Source organism: Rhizobium sp. M10, assembly GCF_002531955.1.
Taxonomy (GTDB): Bacteria; Pseudomonadota; Alphaproteobacteria; order Rhizobiales; family Rhizobiaceae; genus Rhizobium; species Rhizobium etli_C.
On record NZ_NWTA01000006.1, the window covers coordinates 305,928 to 318,706 of the forward strand.

General features: G+C 60.9%; 13 protein-coding genes. 7 read left to right on the plus strand and 6 right to left on the minus strand.

Annotation, left to right across the window (positions count from 1 at the left end; genetic code table 11):
* Positions 1-3 precede the first annotated feature (3 nt).
* Positions 4-198: a hypothetical protein gene (locus CO671_RS12915; RefSeq protein WP_040112809.1), complete on the minus strand. Its 195-nt coding sequence runs from the start codon at positions 196-198 to the stop codon at positions 4-6.
* Positions 199-458: 260 nt separating this feature from the next.
* Between CO671_RS12915 and CO671_RS12920 the strand changes: the two genes are divergently transcribed.
* Positions 459-974: a prepilin peptidase gene (locus CO671_RS12920; RefSeq protein WP_097606247.1), complete on the plus strand. Its 516-nt coding sequence runs from the start codon at positions 459-461 to the stop codon at positions 972-974.
* A 49-nt stretch (positions 975-1,023) separates the two neighbouring features.
* Here the strand turns inward: CO671_RS12920 and CO671_RS12925 are convergent, their stop codons facing one another.
* From CO671_RS12925 to CO671_RS12945, 5 genes are read right to left on the minus strand one after another with little or no spacing between them, the layout of a single operon-like run.
* On the minus strand, positions 1,024-2,010 hold the full coding sequence (locus tag CO671_RS12925) for an oligopeptide/dipeptide ABC transporter ATP-binding protein (protein WP_097606248.1): 987 nt from the start codon (positions 2,008-2,010) through the stop codon (positions 1,024-1,026).
* Entirely contained in the window at positions 2,007-2,978 is a 972-nt protein-coding gene (locus CO671_RS12930) for an ABC transporter ATP-binding protein (protein WP_097606249.1), read from the minus strand. Before CO671_RS12930 ends, CO671_RS12925 begins: the two co-directional genes overlap by 4 nt.
* Positions 2,978-3,895: an ABC transporter permease gene (locus CO671_RS12935; RefSeq protein WP_097606250.1), complete on the minus strand. Its 918-nt coding sequence runs from the start codon at positions 3,893-3,895 to the stop codon at positions 2,978-2,980. The genes CO671_RS12930 and CO671_RS12935 overlap by 1 nt, the downstream gene beginning before the upstream one ends.
* Positions 3,892-4,812 (minus strand): ABC transporter permease, encoded by a 921-nt coding sequence (locus CO671_RS12940; RefSeq protein WP_097606251.1) that lies wholly within the window; start codon positions 4,810-4,812, stop codon positions 3,892-3,894. The genes CO671_RS12935 and CO671_RS12940 overlap by 4 nt, the downstream gene beginning before the upstream one ends.
* Before the next feature lie 29 nt (positions 4,813-4,841).
* On the minus strand, positions 4,842-6,359 hold the full coding sequence (locus CO671_RS12945) for an ABC transporter substrate-binding protein (RefSeq protein ID WP_097606318.1): 1,518 nt from the start codon (positions 6,357-6,359) through the stop codon (positions 4,842-4,844).
* A 202-nt stretch (positions 6,360-6,561) separates the two neighbouring features.
* Between CO671_RS12945 and CO671_RS12950 the strand changes: the two genes are divergently transcribed.
* From CO671_RS12950 to CO671_RS12975, 6 genes are all read left to right on the plus strand, one after another.
* Positions 6,562-7,347, plus strand: coding sequence for an IclR family transcriptional regulator (locus tag CO671_RS12950; RefSeq protein WP_097606319.1), 786 nt, complete (start codon positions 6,562-6,564; stop codon positions 7,345-7,347).
* 72 nt (positions 7,348-7,419) lie between these two features.
* Positions 7,420-8,142, plus strand: coding sequence for a ribonuclease activity regulator RraA (locus CO671_RS12955; RefSeq protein ID WP_097606252.1), 723 nt, complete (start codon positions 7,420-7,422; stop codon positions 8,140-8,142).
* Positions 8,143-8,578: 436 nt separating this feature from the next.
* A complete protein-coding gene (ugpB, locus tag CO671_RS12960; protein WP_097606253.1) occupies positions 8,579-9,901 on the plus strand; it encodes a sn-glycerol-3-phosphate ABC transporter substrate-binding protein UgpB in 1,323 nt (440 codons plus the stop codon).
* Positions 9,902-9,962: 61 nt separating this feature from the next.
* Positions 9,963-10,847: a sn-glycerol-3-phosphate ABC transporter permease UgpA gene (gene ugpA / locus CO671_RS12965; protein ID WP_097606254.1), complete on the plus strand. Its 885-nt coding sequence runs from the start codon at positions 9,963-9,965 to the stop codon at positions 10,845-10,847.
* A 12-nt stretch (positions 10,848-10,859) separates the two neighbouring features.
* Entirely contained in the window at positions 10,860-11,708 is an 849-nt protein-coding gene (ugpE, locus tag CO671_RS12970; protein WP_097606255.1) for a sn-glycerol-3-phosphate ABC transporter permease UgpE, read from the plus strand.
* 1 nt (position 11,709) lies between these two features.
* Positions 11,710-12,756 (plus strand): sn-glycerol-3-phosphate import ATP-binding protein UgpC, encoded by a 1,047-nt coding sequence (locus CO671_RS12975; protein WP_097606256.1) that lies wholly within the window; start codon positions 11,710-11,712, stop codon positions 12,754-12,756.
* Positions 12,757-12,779: the final 23 nt, after the last annotated feature.

Sequence of the window (12,779 nt, forward strand, 5' to 3'; positions counted from 1 at the left end):
ATATCAGGCCGGGACGGCCAGCTCGGTGGTGAACCATCCTGCCCATGCCGTCCAAACGGCAGCCAGGTTGGTGCCGGCCAACGTCACCGCCGTGATCACGCCGCCAACCAGCAAGGCGAGCAGAATGAGGTATTCCGTGAGTGCGACCCCATCTTCTTCCCGCGCGAAAGCGCGTACGCTGTTTACAAATGCTTTCATCGAGAATTACCTCCCAGGTAAGTTGTGCGCCGTAAATCCCCCCGGCCACCTTGTCGTCGAGACCGCCTCGTCGACTGGGAATATTAATAGTCTGTTAATTCTAATTTAGTCAATTGTTTTATACCCGCACGAATTGAGATTTATACTTATGGTTAAGACGAAAGCCCAGGGATAGGCGGTAAAAACCGGCTGATTTTGCCGAAGTTGAGTGAAAATCGAAGTTACGTGGTAGCCAATCATAGCCCAAAAGGTTGATTCCTATGTCGCAAATGGCCGTTTTTATTAACTCACTATCAGTATTACTTTTTCTCTATGCCGCCTGGACCGATTTCCGCACCTGGAAGATCCCCAACACGATCGTGCTTGCGCTCGTGACACTTTATGCACTGCGCGCGGTGGCCGTGATGCTTGGCTCCGAGGATGTCGGCGCGGCACTCTTTGCTTCAAGCGGAATTGGAGGCGACGTCGGGGCCGGTCTGCTGATGTTCATGCTTGGAGTGGTGCTGTGGGCGTTCCGGCTGTTTGGCGCAGGAGACGCCAAGCTTTTCCTGCCGATCGGCCTTTTTGTCGGATGGCACGGAATGCTGCCGTTTTCGTTTTTGCTCCTCGTCCTCGGCATCATGACGCTCCTGATCCTGCGTCTGCCGGTACCGTTGCGCGTCGCACATCTCGCCTTTTTCATGCGCATCGAGGAAATCCGGGCAAGCCGGAAGATACCTTACGGCGTCCTCATGGTTTTCGCCGCGCTCCTTACTTTGGCTCTGCAGCTACGGTGACCGGCGTGGACATGGCTTCCTCGCAAGAGAAGCCTGGGTGCTCCGGTAGTCAGCCGGCGGTCGTGGAAAAAGCCGGATCGGCGTGATGGCAGGCGGTCAGCAGGCCCGGGGCTGCCGTCCTGTTCGTCAAGGCCGGCTCCTGTTCCGCGCAGATCGATGTCGCCTTCCAGCAGCGCGTTCGAAACCGGCATCCGCTCGGCGGATCGACGGGGCTTGGCAGGTCGCCTTTCAGAACGATGCGGCTGCGTTGTCCGCGAAGCCGCGGATCCGGTGTCGGGACCGCCGACATCAGGGCCTGGGTGTAGGGATGGGCCGGCGCGCTGAAGATCGAATGTTTCGGTCCTGTTTCAATGATTTTGCCGAGATACATGACCATCACCCGGTCCGAGACATGCCGCACGACGGCAAGATCATGGGCGACGAACAGCATCGCCAGATTGCGCTCGCGCCTCAGCCTGGCGAGCAGATTGACGACCTGCGCCTGGACCGAGACGTCGAGGGCCGAGACCGGCTCGTCACAGACGAGGAGCGTCGGATCGAGCGTTAGGGCGCGCGCAATGCCGAGCCGCTGACGCTGGCCTCCCGAAAATTCGGAGGGATAGCGCTCCGCATGTTCGGCGCGCAATCCGACGGATTCGAGCAGCTTGACCGTCTCTTCCCGCCACCGAGATTTGGGCAGGACGCCGGGGTGCAGCGCCCAAGGTTCGGCAATCAACCGGTCGACCCGCAGGCGCGGATTGAGCGACTGGTAAGGGTCCTGGAAGACGACCTGCATCTTTCGGCGCAGATCATGCAACTGGCGGCCGCTCGCCTCGGTGGTCTCGACGCCGTCGAGCAGGACGCTGCCGCTCGTTGCCGGTCCGAGCTTCAGGAGTGTGCGTACCAGCGAGGTCTTGCCGCATCCGCTTTCGCCGACGAGGCCGACCGTTTCTCCATGGGCGATGTCGAAGCTGACGTCATCGACGGCGCGTACCGCCGTTGCGCCACTGCCGAAATGCCGGGAGAGATTTTGCACTTTGAGAAGAGGGTCGCTCATGCTGGCGCTACCGGGAAGTGGCAGGCGGCCTGGCGGCCTGGCCCGACGGTTTCAAGACGAGGCGCCAGCTCGGCGCAGACGCCCTCGGCGCGCGGACAGCGTGTCCTGAAGGCACAGCCGGACGGCAGGGCGACAGGATTAGGGGCCGAGCCGGGGATCGGGATCAGTTCGTCCTCGTCGGTGTCGATGCGCGGCTGCGAGGCAAGCAGCCCGACGCTGTAGGGATGCCGGGCATCCTCGAAGAGTTCGAAGACGCTGGCGGTTTCGACGATGCGGCCGGCATACATGACCGCGACACGGTCTGCGAGCTCGGCCACCACGCCGAGATCATGGGTGATGAAGATCATGCCGGCATTGCTGCGTTCGCGAATCGTGCGGAGCAGCTCGACCACCTGCGCCTGGATCGTAACGTCGAGCGCCGTCGTCGGCTCGTCGGCAATGATGATGTCGGGTTCGAGCGCCACGGCCATGGCGATCATGATGCGCTGGCGCATGCCGCCCGAAAACTCGTGCGGATATTGCCTGGCGCGCCGTTCGGGGTCGGGAATGCCGATCGCCGTCAGCAGGCCGATCACCGCATTTTCCACACCGCCTTCCGGCTTGCGCCCATGGATGCGGAACATCTCGGCGATCTGCCAGCCGACCGGATAGACCGGATTGAGCGACGCCAGCGCGTCCTGAAAGATCAGGGCGATGCGGTCGCCGCAGAGATCACGCCGCTCGTTGCGTGGAAGTTGCAGCAACTCGGTGCCCTCGAAGCGGATGGATCCGCGGTCGATGGCGCCGGGCGGGTTGGGAACGAGGTCCATGATGGCCGAGGCGGTCACCGACTTTCCCGAGCCGCTTTCTCCCAGAAGCGCCAGAACCTCGCCGCGCTCAAGCGAAAAGGAAACGCCGTTGAGGGCGAGGATGCGGCCGGCAGCCGTGTCGAAGCTGACCTGAAGGTCCTTGACGTCGAGAAGGGCCATCAGCGCCTCCGGCTGACAAGCCGCCAGTGCTGCGACGGATCATTGACGATCCGGAACCAGTTGGCGAGAAGGTTGAAGGACATGGTGGTGAACATGACGGCGAGGCCGGGGAAGAAGCTGAGCCACCAGGCGGAGGACAGGTAGCCCTGGCCCTGGGCGACCATCAGGCCCCAGCTGACCGAAGGCGGCTGGATGCCAAGTCCGAGATAGCTGAGCCCGGATTCGAACAGCATGACCATGGCAAGATTGACGGAGGCGAGCGTCAGCATTGTCGGCGCAACGCTCGGGAGAATGTGCGTGCGCAGGATCCAGGCTGGTCCACCGCCGAAGACGCGCGCCGCATCGACGAAAAGCCTCTCGCGGACCTCCAGCGTTTCGGCCCTTGCAACGCGGATATAGGCCGGCATGCGGGTCACGGCGAGCACGATCACGAGGTTGCTGACGCTCGGGCCGAATAGATAGAGGCCGAACAAGGCGACCAGCAGCGTCGGGAAGCCGAGGATAATGTCGCAGATCCGCATGATGAGGCTGCCGACGAAGCCGCCGAAATAGCCGGCGACGACGCCGAGCAGCGTCCCGCCGGCCAGGCTCGTCAATACCGTGGCGAGAGCGATCCCGATCGTCGTCGATGCCGCCTCGATGAGACGGACGAGGAGAGGGCGTCCGAGCGCGTCGGCGCCCAGCCACAAGGTCCAGGACTGCCCGAAGCTGAAGGGCGGCAGGTTGCGTGCCTTGAGCGAGATGCGGTTCTCGCCGAGGAGCGAAAGGCTGTCGGCGGCAATGGCAAGAACGACAATCAGCAGCCAGATGGTTGCCGCCACCGCCATCGGGTCACCCGAAAGCGCCCGCATGAGCCAGAGGATGCGCCGGCCGCGGCGCTCTCGGGCGGGGAGGAACTCGGCGGATGTGTCGGTCATTCGACCCTCACGCGCGGATCGATCGAGGCATAGAGCATGTCGATCAGGATGTTGATGAAGAAGATGACGACGGCGACGGCAAAGATCGATGCCTGAACGATCGCGAAATCGCGTTTCAGGATGCCGTCGATCAGAAGTTTGCCGATGCCGGGAAAGCCGAAGACCACTTCGACGACACCGCCGCCGCCGGCGAACTGCGCGGCGAGATCGCCGGTCACCGTGACTGCCGGAAGGAGCGCGTTGCGAAGGGCGTGCACGAAGGTGACGCGTCCGTCGCGGGCACCCTTGGCGCGGGCCGTGCGGACGAATGTTGCGTTCAGTGCTTCGATCATCGAGCCGCGGATGATCTGCACCAGCGTTCCGAAAGGTCGGGCAAACAGGCAGGCGACCGGCAACACCCAGTAGACGGGACCGCCGAAGCCTGACGTCGGCAGAATTCGGAAGGTGACCGCAAACAGAAGCACGCCCATCAGGCCGAGCCAGAAATCGGGTACGCTGGCGGCCGCCTGCGACAGGAGATTGACGCCCCGGTCGACCCAGCCGCCGGCATTCACCGCCGCAATCGAGCCGACGACGATCGCGGCGGCAAAGGCGAGTGCCAAGGCGATGGCGCCGAGCGCCAATGTATTCGGCAACGCTTCCAGCACCACCTCCATGGCTGGGCGATGGTGCCAGAGGGACATCCCGAAATCGAGACTGAGCATATCCCAGCCCCAATCGAAGAACTGGGCGAGAAGTGAACGATCGAGCCCAAGGCGGACGCGCATGGCTTCACGCGCCGCATCCGAGGCGTCGACAGGTAGGTAGAGATTGACGGGATCACCCGTCAGCCTCACGAGGAAGAAGGCGGACGTCATCAGCGCCGCAAGCGCCAGCGCCGCGAAGGCTGCACGTCTCAGGAAATAGGTGAGGGACATCCGCTCTCCTCAGGCGACAGAGGTTGCGATCAGCGATAGCTGATCGACTTCAGCTTGATCTCGTTGCCGGCCTGCACATCGGGGGTGTAGTTCACGTCCTTTGCGACGCGGGCAATCGAGACCATGTGGAAGAGCGGCGCGATATTGACCGCATCGACGGCGATGTATCGGAAAGCTTCCTGGAATAGCGTCTTGCGCTCGTCGCCGGTTGCCTTCGAACCATCGGCGATCAGCTTGTCGAGCTTGGGGTCGGCAATTGTCGCCTGATTGCCGTCGGTGGTGAAGCGGTTGGGCAGAGTGAACACGGCGTCTCCCTCGGCATTGTCGATCTGCGTCTGCAGGATGGACGGCTGACGATCCTTGTCCCACGGCTTCAGAAGCCGTTTCAGCCACGGGCTGGTCTCGAGCATTTCAAGCCGCGCATTGAAACCGGCATCCGCCAGCATCGCCTGAACGGCCTCCAGGCTTTCGGAGGAGTTGGGATAGATGCCGATGCGACCGTAGATGACGATCTCCTTCTCGACCGGCACGCCATCGGCCTTGGCAGCAGCAAGCAGCGACTTCGCCTTTTCCGGATCATAGGTCCAGACGGGAATGTCGGGATTGAAGCCGAACACGGAAGGCGGCACGACCTGCATCGCCTTCTGGGCGTCCCCATGGAAAATGGTTCCGACGAGGCCGTCCCGGTCGATGGCGAGATTGAGCGCTTCGCGCACGCGTTTGTCGTCGAGCGGCGCCACCTGGGCATCGATCCTCAACAGCGAAGTTTCGGCGTTCGGAAAGGCCTGGTCCTGTTCGGTCGTGCCGTCCTGCGGCGCGATCTCATAGGCGATCTGCGCTTCGCCGGTCTCCACCATTGCCGCACGAACGGCGGATTCGGCACGCCAGATGATCGTCGCGTTTTTGACCGCCGGCTTATCGCCCCAATAGCCGTCATAGGCCGTGAGCGTTACGGACTGGCCTGGCGTCCATGCTTCCAGCTTGTAAGGCCCCGTTCCGGCCGGGCTGCGCGTCTTGCCGTCGTTCGGGGTCGCCGGTGAACCAATGTCGACGGCAGACATCTTGTTCGGCAGGATCGGTTCGACGACGTCGGTTTTGATGAGGACGGTCGTCGGATCGGCGGCCTGTGCGTTGAGCTTGACGCCCTTCAAGGTGGCCAGTCCGACTTCGCATGCCAGTGCCGGGTCTTGAGCCCGCTTGACGGCGGCGACGACTGCGTCGGAATCGAACGGCTTGCCGTCATGGAACGCCACGCCCTCGCGCAGCTTGAACTCCCAGGTCAGCTCATCGACCTGTCGCCAGCCGGTGGCAAGGCTTGGAACGACGGATCCGTCCTGCGGGCTGAGGTTGACCAGCGCCTCAGTGATATTGTTGTGCAGGATGCGGGAGTTTCCCGAAAGATCGGTGTCGCAGGGATCCAGCGACTTCGGTTCGTCGGTTACCACAACCGTCAGCTTGTCCTCGGCAGCGTAGGCGGGCATTGCGACGCTCGCCGCCAAGGAGATTGCCAGCCCGATGCCCAATGCGTGGATAGTCCTTATCGCCATGAAAGCCTCCTCCCGTTCCCAGCCGCGCGCCGGCATCCAGTTCGCGGCAGCCGTTCCGGCTGCGCAGGACCTGTTCGGCGCTCTATCGGCTTTACTTCCTCCCGCAAGCGCGTAGTGTCAAATACGACACTTGCGGTGGACAAGATGGTTGTCAACGCCGGGCAAGTCAAGAAGATTAATTCTCTAATGGAATATGAATTTCATGAATGAACCGAGGCATGGTTCTCCCGTGGTGGAAAAGACGGCGCATCTGCTTGAGGCGGTGGCCGATGCGAAAACGGGCATTTCCCTTGGGGCTCTGGTCGATCAGCTGCATGTGCCCCGCTCGACGGTCTACCGCATTCTGAATTCGCTGACTGCGCATGGCCTGGTCGCGCGGGTCAATGGCGGAGCCTCCTACGAACTGGGGCCGAAATTCGTCGAGCTTGCCCGGCGGATATCGCCCGGTGCCGATCGGGTGACGCTCATTGAGGCGGCAAGACCAATTCTTGCGGCGGCGGCGGAGCGGATAATGGAATCCTTCAAGCTGGCGGTGCCCGAGGGGCATGAAATGATGACGATATTTGCCGCCTCGAGCCCCGGCGACTATGCTTTGTTTATCAAGGTCGGCGCGCGCTCGCGCAAGCACGTCGGAGCCGCAGGCAAGCTTGCTCTGGCCTATTCGGACTATAGTGAAGCCGAAGCCTACTGCGCCAGCGGGCTGGAGGCCAAGACGCCCTACACGATCACTGATCCGGAGGCGCTGAAAGAGGCGCTCGTGGAAATTCGCCGCAACGGATACGCTGAGGACAATCAGGAATCCAACCTCGGCTTGCGCGCCTTCGCCGCGCCGGTATTCGATGATCAAGGTCGTCTGATCGCCACCGTCAGCGTCCCGTTCATTGGAGAGGCAACACCGGATCGGGCTCGGTCGATCCGGCGCGAGGTCCTGGAGGCGGCTGCTACGCTGACGAAAACCATCAATGGGCTCCATCCGTTGTCCAAATAAGAAACTATAAATCCACTATTGAACTATTGCTTTGATATGGTAGATCTTCCGCCGAACAAGGGGAGGGATCTCATGACCGCTTTGGACCCATCGGTTTATGCCAAACTTTTGCAGACGAATTCGGCGAGTCTCAGCAGTTTGCTGCTGAAGCGGGGGCTGAGGAACACCGCTGTTCGCGGGGTGCGGCCGCTCGCGGCCACCGAAAAACCGATGATCGGTCCGGCCGTCACCGTCCGTTATATTCCGGCCCGCGAGGATATCGACGGTTCGACCTATAGTTCCGATCCGTCCAACCAGCAGCGCAAGGCGATCGACACGATACCGGAGGGCCACGTGCTCGTGTTCGACTGCCGCTCGATCGCCGAGATCGCCGGCATTGGCGCGGTACTGGCTCGTCGCCTTGTCTATCGCGGCTGCGCCGGTCTCGTGCTCGACGGAGGTGTTCGCGACACCGCCGATATCGCCCAGCTCGGCCTTCCCACCTATTGCCTGGGTCCTGCGGCGCCCGCCAATCTGGTTGCCCATCACGCGTCGGATATGAACCAGCCGATTGCCTGCGGCGGCGTTGCGGTCTATCCGGACGACATCGTTTTCGGAGACAGCGAAGCCGTCATCATCATTCCTCGGGAATATGTAGGCGAAATCGCCGATGAGGCCGTCGCGATGGAGGAGCAGGAGGTGTTCCTGAAGCAGGAGATCGAATCCGGCAAGCCAACACTCGGCGTCTATCCGCCCAACAAAGAAACGCTCGAGCGGTTTGCGGCGTGGCGCAACGCCCGTGTTCAAGCCGTGTGAGGCGTGGTTTGGGTTTTCTGAAGGTCGTTGGCATCAGCCGCGCACATCCGACCCGCCGTGAAGCGGTCATCGATGCGGCGATGGGGCTTGGGACCGTGCCGCATATTTGAACGCGTATATGTCGCCGGCCGTCTTGTCTTGGCGCGGGCCAGCCTCGTTGCTGCGGGAAATATCTGCGTCCTCGACAGAAATGATATTTTTTGCGCAACTGACACAAGACGTTCATTTGAACATTGTATCTGTGCATTCGAGCGGTTGGCGGCGAATGCCGGCCATGCCGATCACGCTGTGACGCTAAGAAGCCGTTCTGCGCTTAGTGTACGCGTATTCAATATGTTCATTTGAACATTCCGTTATTGCAATGTGAAACTCCGCTGCTACCATTGCCGCGCGTCTGGAGCGGGAGGCTGCGGACCGAGAGAAAGTGGGAGTGACCATGAATAAGATCGCTTTTTTCCTGACCGCAGGACTGACCGGCCTGTCGTTGTCTGCGCCAGCAATGGCCGCCACGAAGATCCAGTGGTGGCATGCAATGGGCGGCGAGAACGGCGCGAAGCTGGAGCAAATCGCCAAGGGGTTCAACGCGTCTCAGTCCGACTATGAAATCGTTCCGGTTTTCAAGGGCAATTACGATGAGACGCTGACGGGCGCCATCGCTGCCTTCCGGGCCAACCAGCAGCCCGCCATCGTCCAGGTTTATGAAGTCGGCACCGGCACGATGATGGCGGCCCAGGGCGCCATTTATCCCGTGTACCAGTTGATGAAGGATCAAGGCGAACCTTGGGATCAAAACAAGTTCATTGCGCCTGTTGTGGGCTACTATTCGGACACCAGCGGCAATGTCTTGTCTCTGCCTTTCAACTCCTCCACGCCGATCCTGTATTACAACAAGGACGTATTCAAGAAAGCCGGGCTTGATCCGGAGACGCCGCCGAAAACCTGGGCCGACGTGGAAGCCTTCTCGCGCACGATCATGAAGTCCGGCGCTGCCAAATGCGGGTTTACAAGCGGCTGGATCTCGTGGGTGCAAACCGAAAATCTCAACGCCCTGCATGACAAGCCTTACTCCACCAAGGCAAACGGCTTCGGCGGCCTGGACGCGGAATTTACCTTCAACAACGATCTGACGATCCGCCACTGGGGGAACCTGAAGAAGTGGCAGGATGAAGGCCTCTTCAAATTCGGCGGACCTGTGGGCGGCGATAATGCCCCTCCGATGTTCTATTCGCAGGAGTGCGCGATGTATATGAACTCGTCGGCCGGCCGTGCCGGCGTCATCAACAATGCCAAAAATTTCAAGGTCGGCTTCGCACCGCTTCCCTATTATGACGACGTCATCGCGCAGCCGCTCAATTCGATCATCGGCGGCGCCACGCTTTGGACGCTGAAGGGTCGTCCGGAGGAAGAATATAAGGGTGTCGCAAAGTTCTACACCTATCTGCAGAAGCCGGAAGTTCAGGCCGACTGGCATCAGTTCTCAGGCTATCTGCCGATCACCGAGGCTGCCTACAAGCTGAGCCAGGAGCAGGGATTTTATGAAAAGAATCCTGGCGCAGATGTCGCCATCAAGCAGTTGACGCGGGTCACGCCGACCGAAAATTCCAAGGGTATCCGCTTCGGCAATTACGTCCAGGTTCGCGGCATCATCGATGATGAATTCGCGGCACTGATGGGCGGCAAGAAGACCGCGAAGGAGGCGCTTGATTCCGTTGTCGCGCGCGGCAACGAGCAGCTTCGCGATTTCCAATCCGCCAATTGAGGGCTCCCGGGCAGGGGGCGGCTAGGCCGGCCCCTGCCTCTCCGTCAGTCAGTGAGGGCCCATGCAAACCAAACGGACCGTCTTTCCCAATAAGGTCTTGCCTTATCTGCTTATTGCTCCCCAGATTCTAATAACCGTGGTCTTCTTCCTGTGGCCCGCCGCAACCGCCTTCTGGCAGTCGTTCCTTCGCCAGGATGCCTTCGGTTTCAAAACGAGCTTCGTCTGGTTCCAAAATTATCGCCGGCTCTTTGCCGACCCGCTCTATATGGACGCCTTTGGCCACACCCTGGTCTTTGCCGTTCTGGTGACGGTCTTGTCCACGGCGATTGCCCTTATTCTGGCCGCCGCGGCCATGCGCGTGCTGCGCACGTCCCGCCTTTATTCGACCCTGCTGATCTGGCCTTACGCCGTCGCGCCCGCGATCGCCGGCATTCTCTGGTGGTTCATGTTCAACCCCTCGATCGGCATCGTCGCCTATATGCTGCGCAGCATGGGGGTCAACTGGAACCATCTGATCAACCCGAACGATGCGATGGTCCTGATCGTCATCGCCGCCACCTGGAAACAGATTTCCTATAACTTTCTGTTCTTCCTGGCCGCGCTGCAATCCGTGCCGCGCTCGCTTCAGGAAGCAGGCGCCATCGACGGCGCCGGGCCGGTGAAGCGCTTCTGGACGATCGTCTTTCCTTTGATCTCGCCGACCACCTTCTATCTGGTCGTCATCAACATCGTTTACGCGATGTTCGATACCTTCGGCATCGTTCATGCGACGACGCAGGGCGGACCGGCGCGCGCCACGGAAATTCTGGTCTACAAGGTTTATTTCGACGGTTTCATCGGCCTCAACCTGGGCTCCTCGGCGGCGCAGTCGGTCATACTGATGGTGATCGTGATTGCTCTGACCGCGATCCAGTTCCGCTTCGTCGAACGCCGCGTGCAATATTGAGGAGCGTCAAAGGTGGTTGAAAATCGTCCCTTCCTGAATGTCCTGGCTCACCTCGTCCTGATCCTCGGCGTCACCATCGTGGTCTTCCCGGTCTATATCGCCTTCATCGCATCGAGCCACGGTCCGAACGACTTCCTGTCCGGCGTCGTACCGCTGGTGCCGGGACCGCACCTCATCGAGAACTATTCGACCATGCTGTCGTCGGGAATGACAAGTTCCGGTGCGCCGCCGATCGGGCCGATGATGATCAACTCGTTGATCATGGCGGTCGGTGTCGCGGTCGGTAAGATTGCCATTTCCATCCTCTCCGCCTTCGCCATTGTCTATTTCCGGTTTCCCTTTCGCACGCTCGCCTTCTGGATGATCTTCATCACCCTGATGTTGCCGGTCGAGGTCCGTATCGTACCGACTTACAAGGTGGTCGCCGACCTCGGAATGCTGAACAATTATGGCGGGCTCATTATTCCGCTGATCGCATCGGCAACCGCGACCTTCCTGTTCCGCCAGTTTTTCCTCACCGTTCCCGAGGAACTGATGGAGGCGGCGCGCGTCGATGGCGCAGGACCGCTGAAATTCTTCCGCGATATCCTGCTGCCGCTGTCGGTGACCAATATCGCGGCGCTGTTCATCATCCTGTTCGTGCTGGGCTGGAACCAATATCTGTGGCCGCTGATCGTCACCACCGACCAGAGCCTCTACACCGTCGTGATGGGTATCCAGCGCATGGCGGCAGTCGCGGATGCCGAGCCGAGATGGAATCTCGTCATGGCGGCGGTCATCCTGGCCGCTTTGCCGCCCGTCCTCGTCATCGTCGCCATGCAACGCCTTTTCGTCAAAGGCCTGGTCGAAACGGAGAAATGAAATGGCCACGATCAATATTGTCGACGTCAAGAAAAACTATGGTTCCGTTCCCGCCGTCAATGGCATCAATCTGGCGGTTGCAGACGGCGAATTCATCGTGCTCGTCGGCCCTTCCGGCTGCGGCAAATCAACCTTGCTTCGCATGATTGCCGGATTGGAATCGATCAGCGACGGGCAAGTCGAGATTGCCGGCCGCAACGTGAACAAGGCAGAGCCGGCAGAGCGCGACATCGCCATGGTCTTCCAGAACTATGCGCTTTATCCGCACATGACGGTTCGCGGAAACCTGGAATACGGCTTGAAGAACCGTGGCACGGCGCGCGTGGAAATCGATCGCCGCGTCAAGGAAGCGGCCGACATCCTCGAAATCGGACCGCTGCTCGACCGCAAGCCACGCGAATTGTCGGGAGGGCAACGCCAGCGCGTCGCGATGGGACGTGCGATCGTCCGCGAGCCGGCTGCGTTTCTTTTCGATGAGCCTCTGTCCAATCTCGATGCCAAGCTGCGCGTGCAGATGCGCGTCGAAATACGCCGGCTGCAGCGCCGCCTGAAGACCACCAGCATCTATGTGACGCATGACCAGCTCGAAGCCATGACGCTCGCCGACAGGCTCGTCGTCATGAATGGCGGGCTGGTCGAACAGGTCGGAACGCCGGTGGAGGTCTACGACCGCCCGGCGAGCTTGTTCGTTGCCGGCTTCATCGGCTCCCCGCCGATGAACCTGGTGCCGATCGACGTATTCAAGACGGTCGGGGCCGATCGAAGCCTCACATTGCCCGAAGGGACCGATATAGTCGGGCTTCGGCCGGATGCGCTGCTCATCGAACAGCCCGCCGAGCCCTCCATCCGCCTCAGTGCGATCGTCGAGCTGCTCGAGCCGATCGGCGGGGAAAGCCACCTGCACGTCAGATTGGGCGAGGGCCAGCAGACGATCGTCCTGACCGTTCAGGGCCGGCCGGACTTTCCCGAGACCGCGCAGATCGATGTCTTTGCCCGCATCGATCAGATGCACCCCTTCAACAGCAAAACGGGAAGGCGGACGGATTGAGACGCGCAGGCGTCCTCCGTCGT

Excerpts from the sequence above, each read along its gene's own strand:
- CO671_RS12915 (WP_040112809.1), bottom strand. The coding sequence starts at position 198 with ATGAAAGCATTTGTAAACAGCGTACGCGCTTTCGCGCGGGAAGAAGAT.
- CO671_RS12920 (WP_097606247.1), top strand. The coding sequence starts at position 459 with ATGTCGCAAATGGCCGTTTTTATTAACTCACTATCAGTATTACTTTTT.
- CO671_RS12925 (WP_097606248.1), bottom strand. The coding sequence starts at position 2,010 with ATGAGCGACCCTCTTCTCAAAGTGCAAAATCTCTCCCGGCATTTCGGC.
- CO671_RS12930 (WP_097606249.1), bottom strand. The coding sequence starts at position 2,978 with ATGGCCCTTCTCGACGTCAAGGACCTTCAGGTCAGCTTCGACACGGCT.
- CO671_RS12935 (WP_097606250.1), bottom strand. The coding sequence starts at position 3,895 with ATGACCGACACATCCGCCGAGTTCCTCCCCGCCCGAGAGCGCCGCGGC.
- CO671_RS12940 (WP_097606251.1), bottom strand. The coding sequence starts at position 4,812 with ATGTCCCTCACCTATTTCCTGAGACGTGCAGCCTTCGCGGCGCTGGCG.
- CO671_RS12945 (WP_097606318.1), bottom strand. The coding sequence starts at position 6,359 with ATGGCGATAAGGACTATCCACGCATTGGGCATCGGGCTGGCAATCTCC.
- CO671_RS12950 (WP_097606319.1), top strand. The coding sequence starts at position 6,562 with ATGAATGAACCGAGGCATGGTTCTCCCGTGGTGGAAAAGACGGCGCAT.
- CO671_RS12955 (WP_097606252.1), top strand. The coding sequence starts at position 7,420 with ATGACCGCTTTGGACCCATCGGTTTATGCCAAACTTTTGCAGACGAAT.
- ugpB (WP_097606253.1), top strand. The coding sequence starts at position 8,579 with ATGAATAAGATCGCTTTTTTCCTGACCGCAGGACTGACCGGCCTGTCG.
- ugpA (WP_097606254.1), top strand. The coding sequence starts at position 9,963 with ATGCAAACCAAACGGACCGTCTTTCCCAATAAGGTCTTGCCTTATCTG.
- CO671_RS12975 (WP_097606256.1), top strand. The coding sequence starts at position 11,710 with ATGGCCACGATCAATATTGTCGACGTCAAGAAAAACTATGGTTCCGTT.